We start from the raw sequence: 20687 nt of genomic DNA, 5'->3' as shown, positions 1-20687 counted from the left end.
CTCGCGCCACTGTGAACAGCCAGGCCTATACAAAACAAATTCACAGCTTAAACCCAAAAGCCCAAGTATTTGATCAAGCCTGTCCTTTATTCGTGCCGCTGGCCGAGGAAGGTTGGGACTCTGATCCTGTCACGAATCTGATTGTGTTTCGTTATCTCAGCATTCTCTTGCAAAACCAAATCGACACTTTGATTTTGGGATGCACTCACTATCCGATTTTAAAAAATTCAATTGCCCGTGTCACAGGCTCCTCCATTCAATTGGTAGATTCCGGTGAGGCTATCGCTGATTGGCTCGGCCGAGATTTCGCTACAGGCCGATTAGGACGCAGAACAGATCCATCGACACGCACCGTGGAAGTGACAACGACAGATGCCTCCGCTCACTTCACCGAACTAGCCCACAGAATTCTAAAACCCCTAAAAGCAGACAACTTCCGCGTCGTCGACCTCATCTAGGTACGCCGTGCCTTTTTGCGATGCTGATTGTTAAATGCAAACCTCAAGAGGCAGCTCTTGCAGATTGTATGTGCTGGCCATGGAGTATCCATAAGCACCTGAATCTGAGATCACCAAGAAGTCACCCTCTTTCACCTGAGCCACTAAGCTGTCTTTTGCAAAGAAATCCGACGACTCACAAATTGGACCGACAACATCTGCGACCATGTCGCCGCTTTTCTTTTCGAGTGAGTAAATCAAGTGCTTCGCCTCGTACAAAGATGGGCGAATCAAATGGTTCATTCCCGCATCGACGATGACGAATTTCTTTTGAGTTGTTTCTTTGATGTATTGAACTTGTGTGATCAGAGCACCGGCATGGGCTACCAACCACCGCCCCGGCTCTGTTTGCAGTTCACAATTCAAATCTTGCAAGCCATCTAGAGCGACTTTCGCATATTCACGGAGAAGCTCTTGTTCTTTGACCAAATCAACACGGTCATAGAAAATTCCAAGGCCACCGCCAAAATCAAAACGACGTAAAGTTGGAAACTCGTTTTGCATTTCAAGATAAACTTTTCTTAGACGTTGCAAGGCTTCTTTAAAACCTTCCAGCTCAATCATCATAGAGCCCAAATGCAGACTTAATCCCACAAGCTCCAACGAGTCAGAATATTTCTTTAAGCACGCCTCTAAGGCTGGAACCAAAGAAAGCTCCATCCCGAATTTATTATCGCGAAGGCCTGTTGCTATATAGGGATGGGTATTGATATCAATATCGGGATTCAGACGAAGAGCAATGGCTGCCTTTTTTCCTAAACCACGTGCGATCTCACCCACACGTTCTAATTCCGGCAAACTTTCCACGTTGATTTGATAGATTTCAAGCTTAAGCGCCTCAGTGATTTCATGGCGCGTTTTGCCAACACCACTATACACCAAATCTTGAGGACCAAAGCCGCTTTCCAGAGCCCGCTTGATTTCCCCTAAAGAGACAACATCGGCCCCAGCGCCGGCTTCCTTCAAGCAACGCATAACCTCGGGGTTGGAATTCGCCTTCATTGCATAGAAAATACGCACGTTTTTCAATGCCTGAGCCATCGCTGCATAGCGCGCACGAATGAAATCTAAGTCATAGACGTAGATAGGACGCATGTAATTTGCGGTGAGACTTTTTAAGCCTTTTTTCTTGGGCCCCAAGTGCAATTCATTATTGATGTATTCCATAAAATCCCCGTAAACTGCTTACGCTATTCCCGTGAAGCAGCCTACCTTTGCGGTGGCAATAGTGCAAGAAAGGACATTCATGAAAACTTCGATCTTTACTTACACATCGAAGGGCCTTCCCGTTATCGCTTATGAATTTCAAAATGGAGGACCGGAAATCCTGATCCTCGGCGGTGTTCACGGCGATGAAATTGAGGGCGTTATTGCAGCTCAAGAGCTTTTGAAATACTTTATGAGGTCTTTCGACTACAAATTCAATCTCACCATTGTTCCACAATTCAATCTAGAGGGCGTGATTTATAAAACCCGTGGCAATGGTAATGGCATTGATTTGAATCGCAATTTGCCAACGAAAGATTGGTCGCCGGAAATTAAAACTCCACGCTACAATCCAGGCCCGGCCGCAGGCAGCGAGCCTGAAAACAAAGGATTGATGGAGTATGTCGCTACAAAAAAACCAAAATTAGTGCTTTCACTTCACTCATGGCATCCGGTTTTGAATGTCAATGGCGACTGCTATGCTTTTGCAAAAGTGTTGGCGCAACATACTGGCTATAAAATTGACGATGATATTGGTTACCCAACGCCAGGATGTCTCGGTACTTATACGGGCCTTGAAAGAGACTGCCCAACTTTGACATACGAAATCGAAAGAGGTCAGGCTGCGGAAGACATCATCCGTATTCATGTGCCAGCAATTCTTGAAGCTTTAAAAGTTTATAATTCTTAATCAACCAGTACTCTGCCGCAGTCAGAGCGCGTAAGGATCATTATGCAAAACGATGTAAACCAACTTTATACCGACATCCAAAATGGCAAACGCATCGACGAGATGACGACAACAGATTTGAAATACGTTTTCGAAACGATTGAAGGTCTGGATTCAGGGAAGCTTCGTGTTTGCGAAAAAACTTCTGAGGGTTGGAAAACAAACGAGTGGATCAAAAAGGCTATCTTGCTCTATTTCCGTATTCAAAAAATGGAAGTCATGCAAGCCGGCGATTTCAATTACTTCGATAAAATCCCTGTGAAAAAATGGAGTGAAGAAGATGGCGTTCGCGTTGTACCAAACGCTATCGCTCGCAAAGGTGCCTTCATCGAGAAAGGTGCGATTTTGATGCCCTCGTACGTCAACATCGGCGCTTACGTAGGTGCCGGCACAATGGTTGACACGTGGGCTACAGTGGGATCTTGCGCACAGATCGGTAAAAACGTTCACTTGTCTGGTGGTGTGGGGATCGGCGGCGTTCTTGAGCCTGTGCAAGCAAGCCCTGTGATCGTTGAAGACAATGCATTCATCGGCAGCCGTTGCATCGTTGTTGAAGGCGTTGTGGTTGAAGAAGGCGCCGTGCTTGGAGCAGGCGTTACTATCACAGCAAGTACCAAGATCATCGACGTGAGCGAACATAAAGCCATCGAATACCGCGGCCGCGTTCCCGCGAACTCTGTTGTGATCCCTGGAACTCAAATGAAAAAGTTCCCCGCAGGTGAATTCGGTGTTCCTTGCGCATTGATTATCGGCAAACGCAAACCAAGTACAGACTTGAAGACATCTTTGACTGATGCTCTTCGCGATTACCAAGTCAGCGTTTAGTTTCGTTACCACAGTTCAAAATAAAAAGCGCAGTTTATCCTGCGCTTTTTATTTGCCACAAACTTTAAAATTTATTTAATTCGAAGAGCTTCTGACGGCTGTACTTCCGACGCAGTTCTTGCCGGGATGTACGATCCTAACCAAGCAATAACTGAACTTACGATCAAAACTCCAAAGACCAATTTCCAATCAACTAACGCCGGTACAGAGGCATCGTAATAGATTTGCTGAGGTAAAAAATTAATCGGATTGTGCTCGATATAAAGTCCCACAGAAGTGCCGATGATTGTTCCCGCAAGAACACCAATGCCGGAAATCATGCAGCCCATTTGCGTGAATGTTCTCACCGTCTGGCGACTTGAATAACCAATCGTACGCAAAATTGCGATATCGCGACGCTTCTGAGAAAGCAACAGTGCCAACACTGTCAGAATAGAACTTGCCGCAATCATACCCGCAAGCCCCAAGAAGAAACCAATCGTGAGTTTTTCTAACTTCAAAGCGTAAAGCAAAGCCCCATTCCGATCTTCCCATGTTTCCACTTGAACATCTGGGAACTTCAAAAGGCTTTCCTTCATCTCTCCAATTTTAGATTCATCTGCCAGCCATGCCTCAATGCCGATCTTCTTAAGACCTTCATTATTTAAGGCTGTCAAAGCTTTACCTCTTTGGTAGAAGACGTATTGAGAATCCACATCCGCCAAACTCGTAGTGACAATCTTTTTAATTCGCACTCTCTCAAACTTAGGTGTCTCCCCCGGAGGCAACAACAACCCTGACGGCGAAACCACAGTGATAAAATCTCCTTCGAACACACCTAAAGATTGTGCCAGATCTACACCGATCACAACCTCTCCTTCATCAGGAACATCTTGCGGATCCCAGAAGTAAGTAGGGGCCTCCGCAGAGTTGACTGAAGACGGCTTGTCGCTGTCGAGTTTTCGAAGTTGTTCAATAAAGTGCTCAAGACTTGCGCGAGTCACACCGCGAGCAATTCCACCTCGGAATTGACCATCCTGACTACGAATGATGATGTCTTGAGTTTCAAAGACATAGGCCTTATTCCCATCGTCCTCTTTCAAACGCTGAAAGGCCGGATGATTTTCCAACTCCTGAGGCGTATTTAATCCAGGGATTGTCACATACAGATGGGGCTCAAGCCCTACGATACGTTTTTTAATGCTGGCATTCATTCCATTCATAACAAACAGAACAACCAAGAAGGCTGTCACACTGATCGCGATGGCGCCCATACTAAGCCAAGCAATGCGTTTAACCAGCGCACCAGCTCGTTTGGAGAATATAAAATGACGAAAGAGATGCCCAACTAGCATCTCTTCATCATAGTCTCTGAAAGCGGGGTTTCAAGAAGTTATTTATTGCTATTCGCAGGGACGCGGCGCGCTTCTTCCTCTTCATGAACTTCACGCACATTGCTCTTCATAAAGAAGCTTTTTTGCATCGCCTTCAAAACCACAACGGTTTCGTTCAAGGCCTCTACAAGACGTACACTTGCTCCCGGAAGTTCTGGCTCCACAGCTTGAACTGCCGGCCCCAAAGCCTTTGTCATCACTGCCAAGTTTTGCGTCATTACGGCAAGGTCCTTAGCTAGATTTGGATTTTCCTGATTGAGTTCCGGCAAGATGCGATTGATTTCGCTTGTTGTCGTCGCCAAATTTCCTACAAGCTTCTCAACACCATCATTATGAGTGGCCTGTTTTGAAAGCTTAATCACTTCCACAGACATCGTATTGAGATTCTTAATTAACGGATCCATTCTGTCGAAGATACGAACCATGCTTTCGGCACGGCGTTTGTCAGCAAAGGCCTCTACAAGAATTTGCATGTTCTCAAGAATGCCGCCAAGCTTTGATAAATAGCTGCTGAGGTTCTTACCGCTCATTACTGTCATAAAATCAATCGTCTCGATGGATTTCACATAGCTATTCGCTGCAAGCACGGGACTGCTTTCGCTCCCCACGCCCACGTCAAGAACGCGCTCACCAATAATAAACGGTCGCAAAAGCTGAATTTCACTATCTTGATGAATACGGTTCTGAAATTTTCCCAAGACATAAAAGTTCACGCGAATTTTGTTATTCGCTTGAAGCTCAACATCGTCCACAGCTCCGGCGCGCAAGCCGGCCATTTGAACCAATGTTCCCGGATGAACGCCGTCGGCATTTTCAAACACCGTCGAATAATAGACCTTGGTTTCAAACCAACCCTGTTTAATTGCAACACTGATCGCCGTGATTGCCACTCCAAGAATGGCAAACATCACGAAAAGTCCCGCAACTCGTTCAAATTTATTGAACTTTACTTTCCTCATAGATGAACGACTCTTTTCTCGGGGTCCACAGCTTGGAAGTACAACTGGCCTTCATCAAGATGGATGATTTGATAACTCATAAGGCTCATGAACTTTTCATCGTAAGAAGAAATAAAAACGTGATTCAAAAATCCGTCTTTGCGCAATTGATGAAGATGATCTACGAATGTGTAAACGCTATCTTGTCCCAAACCTACGCTTGGATCATCTAGCAATAACATCTGCGGTCTCATGACTACAGATCTCATCAGGCAGGCCAGTTTTCGCACCCGTCCCGGCACATGAGCAGGGCGTTCTTCTGCGAATTTTGAAAGATCGAAAAGATTAATCAATTCTTCAACACGAGCCTTCGCTTCTTTTGCTGGCACTGTCTTATGATAAAGAAGAGGCAACATTAGATTATCACGCAACGTACGGTTGTTGATCAACCCACCGTAATCAAATGAGTAACCAATTTGCAGACGATATGGCAAAAATTCTTCGAATGACATATCGACAACGTTTTCGCCGTTAATCAAAAATTTGCCTGATTGAGGAATTTGCAAACCGCCTAAGATTTGCAGCAAAGTGCTCTTGCCGGCACCCTCTTCTGCTTTCACCCAGAGGATTTCATTCATTGGAAAATCAAAATCCACATTTTGTACAACCGGATCTTGAGCATCGTGTGAGAAGGAAACTCCTTCAAACTTTAGACTTTCGATTTTCATTAGACCACCCCTAGACTACGAAGTTGATTGATATAAAACAAAGCCGTTACAATTAAATTAAACATCACGACGAAAATAATGCTGTTCACAACCGCTTGAGTTGTAACCTGCGGAACCTCATGGGGACTCTTTTTAACCGAAAGCCCCTGATAACAGCACACGACAAAAATAATCATTCCGCTGAAACCATTCTTAAGAAGGAAAATCAATACGTCTTCCTTGGCAAAGGCACGCATCAAGGAATCGGAATAAAACGCGAATGACATATCTTGGATCAAACGAGTGATCACAAAACCGCCAATCAATGCCATGAAGTTAAAATAAAATGCCAAACACAAAACGCTGATCACACCACCGATCACACGGGGGAAAACGATAAAGCTCAGCGGATTAATTCCCATGCTTTCCAGCGCTTCGATCTCGCGATTGGCCCGCATGTTTCCTAGTTCAGAAGCCACAGCAGTTCCAGATCTTGCGATCACCACTAAGGCCACAAGCAACGGGCCTGCCTCACGCAAAACCATCACCAGCAAAAAGTTCCCGATCATTTGCGTTCCACCTAACAAAGTCAGATTGGAAAGAGATTGAAGAATTAAAACGCCCCCAGTTCCCAATGCCAGAACCGTTACCAATGGCAGTGCCTGCCAACCGGTGAAATAGATCTGTGCCGAGATGACTCCAACAATTTGTCTGAAGCCTTGCGCTTGATCAAGAACAGTTGCACGAACAGAAAGATAGACCATCAAGAGGACACGTAATGTGTACTCCACGTTCTTCGTAACAAATCTCCCTAAGGAATCGATTTGCGACAGTAACGAGTCCATGAACCTTCCCTTTTTCCTAGGAGGTGTATCGGACTTTTACTGACTTTTGTTCTTAATACCTTGGTCTGGATTTAATAAGCCCACAGAGAGTAGAATAAAGATTTCAGCGCTTCAAAACCCGTCTCCAGGACAGAGGCCTCGTAATGAAGAGCCACAACGGGATGCTTTTGGATATATATGTTCTCAGGATAAGACGCTCGGAACGTTCGATACGAGCGATACATGTGATGTCGAGAGGTCACAAGCAAAATGTCTCGGCACTTCAACGCCTCCACGATAGGAAGACTTTGCTGTGCGTTTCCAAACGTGGTTTCAGATCGGCGATCTAATACCACGTCATTTTCATTTAAATTCCCGTAGAAAGACCATACGGGCATGATTTCTCGAAGGCGTGCGTTTGTATATACGCCCGAGATAATAAGCTTTTTAACGTTTTGATTTGCAAGCAGATCAAAACCTTCGCGCACTCTCCCCGCGCCTCCGGTCAAAACCACCGCGCAATCTGCACTTTGTGATTTTGTCCAAGAGATCATGGGTTCGCTTTGGACTCTCTTGTATTCGTTGACGAAGCGATAAAGAATCACGCCACCTAATACCAAGAAAAACCAAAACATCTTAGAACGAAGAAGCTTCTTAACGATGAGCAACGACTTCGATCTCCACATTCACGCCTTTAGGCAATGCTGCAACAGCCACCGTGGAACGTGCTGGAGGAGCTTCCTTAAAAGACTTCGCGTATATTTCATTCACAGTAGCAAAATCCGCCATGTTTGTGATGAAGATTGTTGTTTTAATGATGTTTGAAAAATTCATGTTTGCCGCTGTCAAAACAGCTTCAACATTTTTCATAACCATTTCAGTTTGAGTTTTAATATCGCCGGTGAAAACTTCGTTTGTCTTTGGATCAATAGAGATTTGACCAGAGCAGAACAAAAAATCACCCATTTGAATGGCTTGAGAATAAGGACCTACAGCTTTTGGCGCATTGTCTGTGTGAATAACTTTTTTCATATGAACATCACCCTTCTTTTAGAAGTAAAAAATAATACCCGCGCGAAGTGGACTGTCTGCGATAGTTCTGAAACGAACTTCATCAGCTGAAATAACGCCCGCCCCACCTTCGAATGTGAAACTTAAAGAATCAAGACCCGGCAAAAAGAACTCGCCACCGAAAACAGCATCCAATTCAAAGCCAGATTGCTTACTGCCTGCCGTTTCATAGTTCACAAGACCGACAGTACCGCCCATATAAAAGTTCATATTGTCTTCTTTGAAAACGATACGACGAACTCCTGCATTAGCAGCAAATTTACTTTGATCTTTTTGAGTATCAATACCCAAACCACCGGTGACTTGAATTTCATTTGTTGGATTGTACACCACAGCCAACTCTGGTAGATCCAAAGTTTCGTGACTTTTAACACCCACGCCCAAACGATTTGTAAGATCTTTTGCTTGAGCGATATTCGCCAAAGTCAAAACGAGAACGGACAACACTGCTGCCTTCTTAAGCATCACGAAAACTCCTTTTTCCAAGGCTTTATTAAATGCAAAGGTCTGCCCACGGGCAAAAGGATTTTACTCTTACAATGAGTGTCAAAGACTGTTCGTAGGATTTTGGCGGGGAATACCCGGCCACTAATTCAAGCAGACGCTCTAAATCAAACTTTCCGCAATGGCGTTCAAAAACTCAAGACTGAAATTGCCAGGTTGAGATTGCTCCTTTTCCCAGAGCTTTTCTTTCAAAAAACGAAAGCCAACACCGGTTTCCGCCATGGTCGTGCGCACACCTAAATCGATCATTTCGGCAAAACGCAAGGCATGCCCTTCGAAAGGCAGTTTATCTTGTGGCACTTGGTTCGGATAACCTTTTTGATCAGAGCGCTCATGCACACAAACTAAAACTGTTTTTACAGCTTCATTGATAGGAACTTTCTTAATCAGGCAACGATTCAAAGACAAAATGGGATGTTTAGCGATTTCTCGAGTCTCCGCTTCGTTTAAGTCTTTCTCTCCGTCATGAATGAATTTCTGTACAACGGCTTCTTGCAAATCAAAAAGCCCCACATCAGAAAAAAGGCCCGACATAAAAGCGACAATAGGATCTCCTTGACCGCTTTTTTTGCAAATAATCGCCGCATAGGTCGCAACCCACGGAGCACGAAATGTCGCGAATAAATCATTATCCGCAGCTTCACGGAAAACATCCCAAAGATTTTCTTCCGTGTTTATCAGCTCAACAAGCTGCTCAACCTGTCCCACAAGTTTTGTGTAATTTTCCTGAATTTTCGTCGTACCGCCAGATTTAAAATCAAAGAGCAAATAATCATTCATCTCAAGCCAAAGACTTGCGATACTTAAGAACAAAGCCCTCGCCTTTTTTTTCAGTGCGGCCCCCGAGGCATCAAAATACGTATTAATGTATTCATAATACTGACCGCCCTCAAAACCTTGGAAGTACAAGGTTTTTACGTTTTGCAGACGTTGATGCTTTGCTTCCGACAAAGTCCAGCCCTTATAGACGACATTCAAAAACTTTTGATTGCGCTCCAATTTCACAGATACTGTGAATGGCAGCTGAGTCATGGGAAACAAATCTGAAGAAGCCATTTCAAAAAACTGCGAGCGAGCTTTTTGCAAACAGATGTATTCAAATTTCAAAGTGTTAAAAAACTCCGGTGGCGATAGAGGAATAACGCGATCTCTTTGCGTGCCTTCAATGTTTTCCTTCAAAGACGACTCATGCAAAATCGTGACAAAGAAGGATTTCTTAAAGCGCTCAAGAAGTCCCTCAATTCGAATGGAAAAATCGTGCAGACTTTCTTTATCCTCTTGAGCAACGACAATAAGCTGCGCTAATGACAGCTCCCTGTCGGACCCATCGTACACCGCAAGATCTTCGATATGTTTGAATGTCAGGTAATATTGGGAAATCAGATTCTTCGCACGGGATAAAACGTCGCTCCGCCGTGTAAGCAGCAACACTTCAAGTTTCTGACGAAATAAAGGGGTCGGACGCTTTTCACTCATGCGGTACTAATAAAAGTTTACTGTGGCCTCGAGAGAGTGCCAACCTTTCTTTTCCTCATTGACATTTCGGTCCTCCAACCAAATCCTTTAAGCTTGAAGGAAAGGATCTTTATGAAACACCTCGCGACCTTTATTCTATCTTTAACAATGACGACCACAGCCTATGGAGCTCTTCTCTCCACTGAGGGCAGCAAGGGCAAGCTTGATGGGGTCAACCTTTCGTCATCAGCCTCTTCAAACATCGAGTCTGAAAGCATCAAGTTGTCCCAAATTGGATCAGGTCTTCGCGCGAAAAAAGTGGTCTTCGTGAACATTAAAGTTTATGTAGCTGAGCTTTTTGCTTCCTCCCCAGAGAAATTTAAGAAAACAGATGTGGACGCATTAGCTTCCTTGAAAGATCAAAAGGTCGTGGCCATTCAGCTTCATTTCGTTCGTAGCGTCGATGCAGATAATGTTCAAAAATCCTTTAAGGAGGCTTTGAAAGCAAATAGCGTGAATCTTGATGACGCTTCTGTGAAGCAATTCTTGGATAGCGTAAACCAGGGAGGCGAAGCGAAAGAAGGAAAAGCTTTAACTATTTTAGGTGCAAAACTTAAAGATGGTTCTGAAGAGGTACTTTATGAAAACACTTCGGGCAATGTCTCGACAATTACCGGCAAAGCAGGTTTCGTAGAGCAAATCTTCTCGATCTGGCTTGGCAAGTCTGCAGACAGTGGTGTCGCTCAACTGAAAAAATCAATTTTAGCGAACTAGTCCAAATCAAGAAGCCGGTAGCCTACGCCGGCTTCTGTTACAATCACCTCGGGAATATCTTCCCGGGTTTTCAACTTCTTACGAAGAGCCCCCACATACACACGCAGGTAATGCGTATGCTCCACAGAGTTCGGCCCCCACACCTCATTTAAAATCATTCTGTGGGTAACCACTTTACCTTTATGTTTAATTAAAACCTTCAGGATATTAAATTCAGTGGCCGTCAATTTCACCATCTCGCCGTCAACCAAAACAGTATGACCGGGCAAATCCACAGTTAAAGGACCACTTTTAAGATCCTTTTTTTCAGCAACCCCCTGCGAGTGTCTTAAAGCCACACGCATGCGAACCAAGAGTTCAGGAACACTGAAAGGTTTGGTGACATAATCATCAGCCCCACCATCTAGAGCCAAGATCTTATCGTTATCGGAATCAAGAACCGTCAAAACAATCACCGGTACCTGAGTCCACTCACGAAGTTCACGTAAAACTTCAAGTCCCGATTTGTCAGGCAGGCCTAAATCTAAAAGAATAATCTCAGGACGCTGACTTGCCGCCATTTGCAGACCTTCTTGCCCGCTGACAGCCTCGTCTACGTGATAAGAGTTCGCCTCAAGACTCACTCGCAAAAGTTTACGAATCGAGATCTCATCATCAATAATCAAAACACGGCGAACATTGTCTTTCATAACCTAACGTCCTTCTAACAACTGCTGCGGAGGTTGCTCATAAGGAAGCTCCACAATAAACTCAGCTCCGGATTTGTCGCTGCGATTTCTTGCAGCCACTCGTCCCTTATGAGCTTCCACGAAGGCCTTCACAATCGCAAGGCCTAACCCAACGCCTCCAGCTGGACTGCCTGGAACTCGGTAAAAAGCCTCAAAAATCTTGTCGAAATTGCCGGCCGGAATCCCCGGCCCCTCATCCAACACGCGAAGTATCACGCGAACATCTTGGCGCTCTAAAATCACTGTGATTGCAGAACCCGCCGGAGTATACCTTGCCGCATTGACGATCAAATTACTGATAACGTGCTCGATCAAGCGCTCGTCCACAAGTACAAGACATTCCTCTACGCGAGGAAAAATTTTAAGGACGTGGGAACTGACCGCCGGTTGAACCTTGCGCGCGACAAGCTCTAACATATCGACAAGATCAACCCACTCTTTTTTCGGAGTCAGCACACCCGAATTCAGCCGGGACATATCAAGTAAGTTCTCAACAACCTGATCTAAGCGGTGACTCGATTCAATCAAAGCTCCGACCAGTTGATTGCGAACATTCTCGTCACGATTTACCTGCGCGTCCGACAACGCTGATGCCGATCCAATGATAGCAGTCAAAGGAGTGCGCAATTCATGGGATACAGAGTTCAAAAGAGCTTGATGAAGTTTTTCAGAAGCCTCAAAAATTTTAATGCTTGAAAGCTTCTCTTGAAGTCCCAAACGCTCAACGGCCGTCGCCAGTTGAACCGCCACTGTATCCAACAAGTTCTCTTGGTCCAAACTCAGGGCAATATTTTTACGAGGATAAAATAACAAAATCCCCGCTAGACCATCTTTCGCCTTCAAAGGCAAACTGATGCAACGAGATTCAGCTAAGGTATCAGTACGCCATCCTGCTTTTCTTTTGTTTTCAAAAGACCATAAAGCCAGTGCCAAATCCTTCTCATCAATTTTGGTGGCGTTATATGTTTTGCGCTGAAGCTTACCTTCAAAATCCAAAAGCAAGATCTTCACTTTTCCATTCAGCAAAGTCTCAAGATTTTGCTCGGCACAGAAGCAAGCCTCTGTCACAGTTAAGGATGCCGCCATCTCTTTGACAAGTTCATAAAGTGAGCGATTGTACTCATCTCGCTTCACAAGATCCAAATCACGGCTGCGAATTTTTGAAGTTAAAAATCCACCCATTAAGGCAACAACAAAGTAAGCCAAACACATCATCACGTCTTCAGGCGCAGAGATTGAAAACGTAAACACTGGTGGAATGAACATGAAGTTCCAAATCAACGCGCTCAAAGTAGCCGCTAGTAAGATAGGTCCCGTTGTCGTGACAAATCCCATGGTCAAAATACTCATCAAGAAGATAAATCCAACGGCACGGTATCCGATGTAATTCACCACCAACTCGCTGATGATCGCAATTCCCGCGATAAACCAGAACGTGTACCAATAGGACAAGCCCGGCGCATAAATTCCGGGCAACCTCCAAGGAGTCGTCTTCTTCTGCTCCCCCTGCTCTTGACGAATTACGTGCACGTCTACGGCGCTGCTTTTTTGCACAAGCTGATCTAAAAGCGAACCGCGATTCCACAACCAACTCCACCAGTTGCGCTCCGGACGCCCCATGATAATTTGTGTGACGTTGCGCTCATGAGAAACGCGATTCAGAGCATCAGCAATACTGATGTCTTTTACCGAAACAACTTCCGCCCCTAGTTCACGTGCTAAGGCCAGATTTTTCGTCAACATGGCTTGGTCATCAGCATCTAAATGAACGCCTGTATCAACATACAAAGCAATCCATGGAGCTTCCAAGTTATAAGCCATACGGCGAGTCGCACGGATCAGACGCGCAGAATAAGGACTGTGACTGAGCGCCACAAGCAAACGCTCTTGAGTATTCCAAGGCCCCTGCACACGCTGCACCACCATGCTGTCTTGTAAATCTTGATCAACTCTCTCGGCCGTATAGCGCAAAGACAGCTCACGAAGAGCCAACAAGTGAGTCTCTTTAAAAAAATTCTCTTCCGCACGAGCGGCACGGTCCCCTTGATAAACTTTTCCTTCTTTCAAACGCTTGATCAAATTCTGCGCGGTGATATCAATCAGTTCAATTTGCTGAGCGCGATCGATAACAGAGTCAGGCACCCGCTCTAAAACGCGAACACCAGTGATTTGCTGAACTAGGTCACCACGGCTTTCGATGTGCTGAACATTGATAGTCGTATAGACATTAATGCCTGCATCTAAAAGCTCGATCACATCTTGATAGCGCTTTGGATGTCGAGATCCGGGGGCATTGGTATGCGCCAGTTCATCGACCAAAACCAAAGATGGCTTTCGCTGCAAAATAGCATCGATATCCATTTCTTGAATAACGGCATCCCGATATTTGGACTGTTTGCGAGGAATGATCTCCATCCCTAATAGAAGTTCTTCTGTTTCACGGCGTCCATGGGTCTCAACGACCCCAACGACAAGATCAACCCCTTGACGAAGTTGTTCCTGAGCCGCTTTCAACATCGCAAAGGTCTTACCGACACCGGGGCACATTCCAAAAAAAACACGAAGCTGCCCACGAGAATGAGCCTCTTCCTGTTTTTGAATGCCTTCTAATAAACGATCCGGATCGGGTCGGTAATCTTCTTCACTCATAGAGTTTTCTCAAAAGCCTTATCTAATCCCACATTGAGTTTTAATACGTTCACACGAGGCTCTCCCAAAAAGCCCCATTGACGACCTTCAGTATAGTCCTGAATAAGTTTAAGAACTAGATCTCTTTGATTTGAATTCAAATTTCTTTCTTTGCTAATGCGATCCACTTGATCCGCCGCCGCCGCAGGGGAGATATGAGGATCTAAGCCACTACCACTGGCATAAAGAAGATCTCGCGTAGCCCCTTGTGCCTTGCGCTCTGCAACGGCTTTTTCCAAAGTCTCATTCCCAACTGAAAGATTGCTCGCACCGGACGAGATGCCATTAAAGTCCACAGCAGAAGGACGCGGCCAGAAATACTTCTTTCCCTGGAACTTCTGAGATAACAGTTCAGAACCAATCAACTTCCCGTCTTTATAAATTAAAGACCCCTCGGACTCTTTTTTAAAAGCCACATCACCGATACCAGTAACAATTAGGGGATAAACCACACCCGTAAGTAAAGTTAAAAATAAGAACAAGCGAATCGCGATGATGGTATTTCTCATGACACAACTCCAATCGCTACAATCAAGATGTCGATGACTTTGATTCCAATAAACGGAACAATCAAACCACCAACCCCATAGTTCAAAATATTTCTTTTTAAGATCGCATTTGCGCCCATAGGTCGATACTCAACCCCACGCAATGCCAATGGAATTAGCACGATGATAATGATTGCGTTGAAGATCACGGCACTAAGCACCGCACTTTGAGCAGAATGAAGCCCCATCACATTCAATCTTGCCAAAGGCCCCTGATGTCCTGCCGTTGCATACAAAGTGGCAAACATCGCAGGCAAAATTGCAAAATACTTCGCGACGTCATTAGAGACACTGAATGTTGTCAACGCTCCACGAGTCATCAACAACTGCTTTCCCGTTTCTACGATCTCGATTAATTTCGTTGGATTTGAATCCAAATCCACCATATTACCCGCCTCGCGAGCCGCTTGAGTTCCTGTATTCATCGCGACCCCAACATCTGCTTGTGCCAGTGCTGGAGCATCGTTGGTTCCATCTCCAGTCATCGCCACAAGATGTCCACGACCTTGTTCTTCACGAATGCGTGCAAGCTTTGCCTCAGGTGTCGCCTGAGCCATATAGTCATCGACACCCGCCTCTGCAGCAATAGCTGCTGCTGTTAACGGATTATCTCCCGTGACCATAACCGTGCGAATACCCATCTTACGAAGTTCTGCAAAGCGCTCTTTGATCCCGCCCTTGACAATGTCTTTAAGATAAATCACTCCCAATACACGACTCCCTTCACAAACAACCAAAGGAGTTCCACCTTGACGAGCCACAGACTCCACCGCGTCTTTGACCGCTTTTGGATAAATTCCACCTAGAACGGTTACGTATTTTTCAATGGCATCACCAGCACCTTTACGTAGAGATCGAACTCCTAAATCTGTTTTCAAATTCACACCGCTCATACGCGTTTGTGCTGTAAACGGAACAAACTCTGCCAAATGCGGTTCCAATCTTTCCGCACGCAGAGAAAACTTCTGTTTCGCCAAGATCACAATAGAACGCCCCTCAGGAGTTTCATCGCTCAGTGAAGCTAATTGCGAAGCCTCAGCCAACTGCTGCTCACTGACATCCGGAGCTGGATAAAAGTTGCTGGCCATGCGATTCCCCAAAGTAATCGTTCCGGTTTTATCCAACATCAAAACGTCAATATCACCTGCAGCCTCAACGGCACGACCACTTTTTGCAATCACGTTCTTACGAACAAGACGGTCCATGCCACTGATGCCGATAGCACTTAAAAGCCCGCCAATTGTCGTTGGAATCAAACAGACCAGCAAAGCAATCAATACAGGAATAGTAACGATGTCTGATAAGTCTTGATGAGCTGCACTTGCAGAAAATTCTGCAAAATATTTCAACGTCGCCACGGCAAATACAAACACGACAGTCAAAGCAATCAATAAGATGCCTAAGGCAATTTCATTCGGCGTCTTCTGACGTTTAGCGCCCTCCACCAAAGAGATCATTCGATCCAAAAAACTCTGACCAGGATCTGCCGTAATACGCACTAAAATCTTGTCGGAAATAACACGAGTACCACCCGTCACCGCACTTCGATCGCCACCGCTTTCCCGAATCACCGGGGCCGACTCACCTGTAATAGCAGATTCATCCACCGTGGCGATCCCTTCGATCACTTCGCCATCTCCTGGAATCACATCGCCGGATTCGCAAATAACAATGTCTCCTTTACGAAGTTCTTGAGCCCCGACACTTTCTTCACTGCCATTGCGAAGACGACGAGCCACGCTGTGCGAACGCGTTTTTCTTAAGCTCTCCGCCTGAGCTTTACCGCGGCCTTCGGCCAAAGCCTCCGAGAAGTTTGCAAAAAGAACCGTAAACCAAAGCCAGAGGGCAATCTGCAACTCAAATCCATAGCGCTTTGAACTTGCAATCAAACTCATAGTTATGATTGAGACAACCAGAGCGCCAACCCATGTCACAAACATCACTGGATTTCCCCATTGCACGCGGGGATTTAATTTTACAAAGCTAGAACGAATGGCTTCATTTAAAAGTTTTTTATCAAAGAATGAAGAGCTCATAACTCACCTATTTCGCAATCAACAAAAGATGTTCAAGAATGGGCCCCAGCGACAGCGCTGGGAAAAACGTCAATGCACCGACAATCAAAATCACCGCCGCTAAAAGACCCGCAAATAAAATAGAATCCGTTTGAAAAGTCCCCACAGACGGCGGTGCAATTTTCTTCTGTGCAAAGCTGCCGGCCACAGCCAAGACAGGGATGATGATCAAGAAGCGACCAATCAGCATCGAAATTCCGATCATCACGTTGTAATAAACAGTGTTTGCATTCAGGCTACCGAATGCACTTCCGTTGTTACCTGCTCCTGATGAAAATGCATAAAGAATTTCACTCAAACCATGAGGTCCTTGATGTCCAAGTCCCGCAAGGCCTGCAGGTGCAACCACAGAAATCGCACTGCCCATTAGTATTGTCACACACGGAGCAAGGACACCTATAATTGTCCAAGTAATTTCTTTAGCTTCAACTTTTTTGCCTAAGTATTCCGGCGTTCTTCCGACCATCAATCCACAAAGAAATACGGCTAAAATCACATACAGAAGAATCCCGTACATTCCTGCTCCGACACCACCAAATACGACTTCGCCTAACATGATATTCAGCATTGCAATACCACCGGCCAGCGGAGACATACTCGATAACATCCCGTTCACAGATCCATTCGAAGCGGATGTCGTCAGGACCGACCAAACAACCGTATTCGCCATACCGAAACGAGTCTCTTTACCTTCCATTGTACCGTAACGAAGTTCTGACCACATCGAAAGAGCAAGCATCACAACCATCAAAGCCATCATTGTTCCGAATAAAACAAGGCCTTGACGACGAGATCCCACCATCAAGCCATATAAATAGGTACAACCCGATGCCAACAAGATAAGACTCACGGTCTCTAAGAAGTTCGCCAGAGGAGTTGGATTTTCGAAGGGATGTGCACTGTTTGCACCAAAAAAACCACCACCGTTCGAGCCAAGCTGCTTAATTGCAACTTGCGAAGCTACTGGCCCCTGTGGAATCACTTGTTCAGCACCTTCAACAGTTTTCGCACGATCATAACCATGAAAGTTCTGAACAACCCCTTGCCCCACAAGAACGACCGCTAACACAATCGAAAAAGGCAAAAGCACATGAATCGTACTGCGAGTTAGATCAACCCAAAAATTTCCCAGCTGACTTGTCTGCTTACGAGAAAATCCACGAGCTATTGCAAGCAACACTGCAAAACCTGTCGCCGCACTTACGAAATTTTGAACACCAAGACCTAGCATCTGAGTCAAATAACTCATCGTACTTTCGCCAGAGTAAGCTTGCCAGTTGGTATTGGTGACAAAGCTAACCGCAGTATTGAACGCGAGATGCCACGAAAGATTCCCAAGCTTTTCAGGATTCAATGGAAGTTGCGCTTGAAACATCTGCAACAGCATCAGGAAGGCAAAACCCACAAAGTTAAAAATCAGCAGCGCCTTTGCATATTGTTTCCAATCCATTTCCTCTTTTTCATCAATACCAGACAGAAGATAAGTGATCTTTTCTAGAGGCCAGAAGATTCGCGAAAGCCAAGTTAGCTGACCGTTAAAAACCTTGAACATATAGACCCCTAAAATCGGAGTCATCACTGTGACAAAACCCAATACTGCAATTATCTGAAGCAGATCCACGGATGCGAGTGCCATAAAACATTCCTTTTTATAGATCCCACGCTACGCCTATGAACCTCAACTTCGAGTAAAAAGGCCCAACAACGACATAAAGAAAAGATAAAAAGCATATGAAAAGTGAGATCTGTTTAGCTCCACCTGATTTATTCTTAAATGCCCATCCCGTTTTGACGACATGTAATTCCACACTCAAGTCGTGTGATTCTTTATGAGACGTTAAGAAGTTGGGACGATAAAGAAAATTGCACGGGGTGGCTCTATGAAAGTCTTTATGTTTGCTCCAGTTTTAAGAAGTGGCTCATACAACAAAAAACTCATCCGCATCGCTAGAGACATTCTGAATGACTTGCCCGATATCCAAGCCTCGGTTCACGAGTTCAACGAATTTCCAATGCCAGTCTATGACGGAGACCTCGAAGACCAGCAAGGAATCCCTCAGGGAGTGTTGGATCTAGCAAAAAAAATTACTGAAGCTGACGCCATTGTTATCTCTACACCTGAATACAATGGTGGCATTCCCGGTCCATTTAAAAATGCAATTGATTGGGTCTCAAGACTTCACCCTGTCCCACTGGAAGGAAAACAAGTCTGCCTCTTAGGAGCTTCTCAGAGCTATTTCGCCGGCGTCAGAAACTTCACTCATAGCCAAGCACCACTCGTGCGTCTTCGTGCTTTCGTCTATCCAGACTATTTCGGCCTCGCCTTCGCCCATAAAGCCTTCGACGAAAAAGATCAATTGAAGGACCCTCAAGACAAGGAACGTCTGCGCACCATCCTTCATCAATTCATTCACTACGCCTCAAGAAAAGAAACCCCATTCGACCGATTGGCAGAATTTTTCGACGAGCAAAAAAACCAATTCCACTCGCCTCATTAAATATACAATCGTCTTCTCAAAAGAATCGATAAAAGGTCACATCAGATTTGCACCCTCGTCCATAGATCAAATAAAAAAAGCGCGGAAAATATCCGCGCTTTTTTATTGAAGATAATTTATTAAATCACCAATGCTGCCTATTCAGAACTCTGATTTTCTTCGAGACAGCACTGCCGTGAAAGCACAATTCTCTCACTCATTGTTTCTAACTTAGCCTGAGTTTCGATTTGTTGCTGCCAGGGGCACCTGTGACGGCTGAGATGTCTCAGCTGTCGCAGCCGGAGCACGTAACTCCTTCACAACATTCGCATCTGCAATTTCTTCCTTCGGTTGCTGTTGATGTTTACCGCTATAGTTCAACATCACAACACCAAGTATAATCAGACTGGTCGCTAGAATTTTCTGAAGAGGTAAAGGCTCTCCAAACATGATCAATCCAACAACTGCCATGATTGCAGTTCCCACACCGGCCCATATTGCGTAGACCGCACTGACGGGAAGAGTTTTCAAAGCCACAGTGAGACATACAAAGCAGATTCCATAAGAAACAAATATCACAACCGATGGAACCACCTTTGTAAATCCCGCCGCATATTTCATGCTAACGGTACCGACGATTTCGAATATAATTGCCGCCGCTAAATATACGTATGCCATCATAAGACACCCTACGCATCTCTGCCTTTCTGCCACATTCTTATTTTTATCCCGTGTCCCGGGTGAGCCCCCGAGAGATCTTTTTTGAAACCTAGTCGTCAAAAAGACTTAAAAAGCGAACAGGAATGAAAACTCCCGTGTTTTGATAGTACTAGAATACCATAGAGACCCAAGAAAAGGAGATCAAAGGCGTCCAGTTTTTATTTATTTAATATTAACAACAACTTAAGCATGAGACACAAAGCCCAATTTTATTCATTTAAGACACAAAACAATCTTTTTTTTGTTTAAAAATTCGCCTCAATTTGATTGAGTTCTGAGACTTAAAAAGGCCTTTATCAACAGGATCTCGCTCCGTACGTTTCAGCAACTCAAAAGCCAGTTCAAACTTTCAGGAGATATAAACAATATAAAGATTAGTATATAGATAATAAAAACCCGATTAGAATTACCTAATCGGGTTCGAGTAAAAAAAGAGCTGGCGTCGTGCTACTCTCCCACATGGTCGCCCATGCAATACCATCGCCGCAAGAGGACTTAACTTCTGAGTTCGGAATGGGATCAGGTGTGGCCCCTCTGCTATAAACAC

General features: G+C 44.9%; 20 protein-coding genes and 1 rRNA gene. 5 read left to right on the top strand and 16 right to left on the bottom strand.

Translation table 11 applies throughout. The annotated features are described in order from the left end of the window. Positions 1 to 458: glutamate racemase (locus VF412_RS12570; protein ID WP_414640841.1), on the top strand; the 458-nt coding region annotated here is incomplete at its 5' end. 30 nt (positions 459 to 488) lie between these two features. Here the strand turns inward: VF412_RS12570 and lysA are convergent. Continuing rightward, positions 489 to 1664 carry a diaminopimelate decarboxylase gene (gene lysA / locus VF412_RS12565; protein WP_331339598.1) on the bottom strand — a complete coding sequence of 392 codons (1176 nt, stop codon included), beginning with the start codon at positions 1662 to 1664 and terminating at the stop codon, positions 489 to 491. Positions 1665 to 1743: 79 nt separating this feature from the next. Between lysA and VF412_RS12560 the strand changes: the two genes are divergently transcribed. Both VF412_RS12560 and VF412_RS12555 read left to right on the top strand, forming a co-directional pair. Then, positions 1744 to 2394 (top strand): M14 family zinc carboxypeptidase, encoded by a 651-nt coding sequence (locus VF412_RS12560; RefSeq protein WP_331339597.1) that lies wholly within the window; start codon positions 1744 to 1746, stop codon positions 2392 to 2394. Positions 2395 to 2436: 42 nt separating this feature from the next. Continuing rightward, on the top strand, positions 2437 to 3258 hold the full coding sequence (locus tag VF412_RS12555) for a 2,3,4,5-tetrahydropyridine-2,6-dicarboxylate N-succinyltransferase (protein ID WP_331339596.1): 822 nt from the start codon (positions 2437 to 2439) through the stop codon (positions 3256 to 3258). A gap of 71 nt (positions 3259 to 3329) precedes the next feature. Here VF412_RS12555 and VF412_RS12550 read toward each other — a convergent pair whose 3' ends face one another. The 8 genes from VF412_RS12550 to VF412_RS12515 all read right to left on the bottom strand — a co-directional run bounded on the left by VF412_RS12550 (position 3330) and on the right by VF412_RS12515 (position 10151). Next, complete coding sequence (locus tag VF412_RS12550) at positions 3330 to 4511, bottom strand: FtsX-like permease family protein (protein ID WP_331339595.1); 1182 nt, start codon at positions 4509 to 4511, stop codon at positions 3330 to 3332. A 119-nt stretch (positions 4512 to 4630) separates the two neighbouring features. Then, positions 4631 to 5590, bottom strand: coding sequence for an MlaD family protein (locus tag VF412_RS12545; protein ID WP_331339594.1), 960 nt, complete (start codon positions 5588 to 5590; stop codon positions 4631 to 4633). After that, positions 5587 to 6297: a cell division ATP-binding protein FtsE gene (locus VF412_RS12540; protein WP_331339593.1), complete on the bottom strand. Its 711-nt coding sequence runs from the start codon at positions 6295 to 6297 to the stop codon at positions 5587 to 5589. The genes VF412_RS12545 and VF412_RS12540 overlap by 4 nt, the downstream gene beginning before the upstream one ends. Next, positions 6297 to 7121 (bottom strand): ABC transporter permease, encoded by an 825-nt coding sequence (locus VF412_RS12535; protein WP_331339592.1) that lies wholly within the window; start codon positions 7119 to 7121, stop codon positions 6297 to 6299. Before VF412_RS12535 ends, VF412_RS12540 begins: the two co-directional genes overlap by 1 nt. 71 nt (positions 7122 to 7192) lie before the next feature. Further along, positions 7193 to 7786 (bottom strand): YdcF family protein, encoded by a 594-nt coding sequence (locus tag VF412_RS12530; RefSeq protein WP_331339591.1) that lies wholly within the window; start codon positions 7784 to 7786, stop codon positions 7193 to 7195. After that, complete coding sequence (locus VF412_RS12525) at positions 7755 to 8132, bottom strand: RidA family protein (RefSeq protein WP_331339590.1); 378 nt, start codon at positions 8130 to 8132, stop codon at positions 7755 to 7757. The genes VF412_RS12530 and VF412_RS12525 overlap by 32 nt, the downstream gene beginning before the upstream one ends. An 18-nt stretch (positions 8133 to 8150) precedes the next feature. Continuing rightward, positions 8151 to 8636, bottom strand: a complete 486-nt coding sequence (locus VF412_RS12520; RefSeq protein WP_331339599.1) for an organic solvent tolerance protein — start codon at positions 8634 to 8636, stop codon at positions 8151 to 8153. A gap of 141 nt (positions 8637 to 8777) precedes the next feature. Continuing rightward, entirely contained in the window at positions 8778 to 10151 is a 1374-nt protein-coding gene (locus VF412_RS12515) for an HD domain-containing phosphohydrolase (protein ID WP_331339589.1), read from the bottom strand. Positions 10152 to 10262: 111 nt separating this feature from the next. Here VF412_RS12515 and VF412_RS12510 point away from each other — a divergent pair, with 111 nt between their 5' ends. Then, positions 10263 to 10904: a chalcone isomerase family protein gene (locus VF412_RS12510; RefSeq protein ID WP_331339588.1), complete on the top strand. Its 642-nt coding sequence runs from the start codon at positions 10263 to 10265 to the stop codon at positions 10902 to 10904. Here the strand turns inward: VF412_RS12510 and VF412_RS12505 are convergent. From VF412_RS12505 to kdpA, 5 genes are read right to left on the bottom strand one after another with little or no spacing between them, the layout of a single operon-like run. Then, positions 10901 to 11593 (bottom strand): response regulator, encoded by a 693-nt coding sequence (locus tag VF412_RS12505; protein ID WP_331339587.1) that lies wholly within the window; start codon positions 11591 to 11593, stop codon positions 10901 to 10903. The genes VF412_RS12510 and VF412_RS12505 overlap by 4 nt on opposite strands. Before the next feature lie 3 nt (positions 11594 to 11596). Next, positions 11597 to 14281: a sensor histidine kinase KdpD gene (locus VF412_RS12500; RefSeq protein ID WP_331339586.1), complete on the bottom strand. Its 2685-nt coding sequence runs from the start codon at positions 14279 to 14281 to the stop codon at positions 11597 to 11599. After that, the gene (gene kdpC / locus VF412_RS12495; RefSeq protein ID WP_331339585.1) at positions 14278 to 14829 is read right to left on the bottom strand and encodes a potassium-transporting ATPase subunit KdpC; all 552 of its coding nucleotides are present in this window, start codon (positions 14827 to 14829) and stop codon (positions 14278 to 14280) included. The genes VF412_RS12500 and kdpC overlap by 4 nt, the downstream gene beginning before the upstream one ends. Further along, a complete protein-coding gene (kdpB, locus tag VF412_RS12490; RefSeq protein WP_331339584.1) occupies positions 14826 to 16904 on the bottom strand; it encodes a potassium-transporting ATPase subunit KdpB in 2079 nt (692 codons plus the stop codon). The genes kdpC and kdpB overlap by 4 nt, the downstream gene beginning before the upstream one ends. Before the next feature lie 7 nt (positions 16905 to 16911). Then, on the bottom strand, positions 16912 to 18579 hold the full coding sequence (gene kdpA / locus VF412_RS12485; RefSeq protein ID WP_331339583.1) for a potassium-transporting ATPase subunit KdpA: 1668 nt from the start codon (positions 18577 to 18579) through the stop codon (positions 16912 to 16914). 244 nt (positions 18580 to 18823) lie between these two features. Here kdpA and VF412_RS12480 point away from each other — a divergent pair, with 244 nt between their 5' ends. Continuing rightward, complete coding sequence (locus VF412_RS12480) at positions 18824 to 19441, top strand: NAD(P)H-dependent oxidoreductase (RefSeq protein ID WP_331339582.1); 618 nt, start codon at positions 18824 to 18826, stop codon at positions 19439 to 19441. A 210-nt stretch (positions 19442 to 19651) separates the two neighbouring features. On the opposite strand, the gene VF412_RS12475 is transcribed toward VF412_RS12480, so the two are convergent. Both VF412_RS12475 and rrf read right to left on the bottom strand, forming a co-directional pair. Beyond that, positions 19652 to 20101 carry a multidrug efflux SMR transporter gene (locus VF412_RS12475; protein WP_331339581.1) on the bottom strand — a complete coding sequence of 150 codons (450 nt, stop codon included), beginning with the start codon at positions 20099 to 20101 and terminating at the stop codon, positions 19652 to 19654. A gap of 473 nt (positions 20102 to 20574) precedes the next feature. After that, a 5S ribosomal RNA gene (gene rrf, locus VF412_RS12470) occupies positions 20575 to 20687 on the bottom strand; the annotation flags it as partial.

This window comes from Bdellovibrio sp. (assembly GCF_036384735.1).
In the GTDB taxonomy this organism is placed as follows: Bacteria; Bdellovibrionota; Bdellovibrionia; order Bdellovibrionales; family Bdellovibrionaceae; genus Bdellovibrio.
The sequence above is the reverse complement of the archived record's forward strand: the minus strand, read 5'-3'. Positions and strand labels throughout refer to the sequence as shown.

What these genes read in the sequence shown, in the direction of transcription:
- VF412_RS12475 (WP_331339581.1), bottom strand. Translation starts at nt 20,101, where the DNA reads ATGATGGCATACGTATATTTAGCGGCGGCAATTATATTCGAAATCGTC.
- kdpB (WP_331339584.1), bottom strand. Translation starts at nt 16,904, where the DNA reads ATGAGCTCTTCATTCTTTGATAAAAAACTTTTAAATGAAGCCATTCGT.
- VF412_RS12500 (WP_331339586.1), bottom strand. Translation starts at nt 14,281, where the DNA reads ATGAGTGAAGAAGATTACCGACCCGATCCGGATCGTTTATTAGAAGGC.
- VF412_RS12555 (WP_331339596.1), top strand. Translation starts at nt 2,437, where the DNA reads ATGCAAAACGATGTAAACCAACTTTATACCGACATCCAAAATGGCAAA.
- VF412_RS12510 (WP_331339588.1), top strand. Translation starts at nt 10,263, where the DNA reads ATGAAACACCTCGCGACCTTTATTCTATCTTTAACAATGACGACCACA.
- VF412_RS12480 (WP_331339582.1), top strand. Translation starts at nt 18,824, where the DNA reads ATGAAAGTCTTTATGTTTGCTCCAGTTTTAAGAAGTGGCTCATACAAC.
- kdpA (WP_331339583.1), bottom strand. Translation starts at nt 18,579, where the DNA reads ATGGCACTCGCATCCGTGGATCTGCTTCAGATAATTGCAGTATTGGGT.
- VF412_RS12525 (WP_331339590.1), bottom strand. Translation starts at nt 8,132, where the DNA reads ATGAAAAAAGTTATTCACACAGACAATGCGCCAAAAGCTGTAGGTCCT.
- VF412_RS12550 (WP_331339595.1), bottom strand. Translation starts at nt 4,511, where the DNA reads ATGGGCGCCATCGCGATCAGTGTGACAGCCTTCTTGGTTGTTCTGTTT.
- VF412_RS12530 (WP_331339591.1), bottom strand. Translation starts at nt 7,786, where the DNA reads ATGTGGAGATCGAAGTCGTTGCTCATCGTTAAGAAGCTTCTTCGTTCT.
- VF412_RS12535 (WP_331339592.1), bottom strand. Translation starts at nt 7,121, where the DNA reads ATGGACTCGTTACTGTCGCAAATCGATTCCTTAGGGAGATTTGTTACG.
- VF412_RS12560 (WP_331339597.1), top strand. Translation starts at nt 1,744, where the DNA reads ATGAAAACTTCGATCTTTACTTACACATCGAAGGGCCTTCCCGTTATC.
- lysA (WP_331339598.1), bottom strand. Translation starts at nt 1,664, where the DNA reads ATGGAATACATCAATAATGAATTGCACTTGGGGCCCAAGAAAAAAGGC.
- kdpC (WP_331339585.1), bottom strand. Translation starts at nt 14,829, where the DNA reads ATGAGAAATACCATCATCGCGATTCGCTTGTTCTTATTTTTAACTTTA.
- VF412_RS12505 (WP_331339587.1), bottom strand. Translation starts at nt 11,593, where the DNA reads ATGAAAGACAATGTTCGCCGTGTTTTGATTATTGATGATGAGATCTCG.
- VF412_RS12540 (WP_331339593.1), bottom strand. Translation starts at nt 6,297, where the DNA reads ATGAAAATCGAAAGTCTAAAGTTTGAAGGAGTTTCCTTCTCACACGAT.
- VF412_RS12520 (WP_331339599.1), bottom strand. Translation starts at nt 8,636, where the DNA reads ATGCTTAAGAAGGCAGCAGTGTTGTCCGTTCTCGTTTTGACTTTGGCG.
- VF412_RS12515 (WP_331339589.1), bottom strand. Translation starts at nt 10,151, where the DNA reads ATGAGTGAAAAGCGTCCGACCCCTTTATTTCGTCAGAAACTTGAAGTG.
- VF412_RS12545 (WP_331339594.1), bottom strand. Translation starts at nt 5,590, where the DNA reads ATGAGGAAAGTAAAGTTCAATAAATTTGAACGAGTTGCGGGACTTTTC.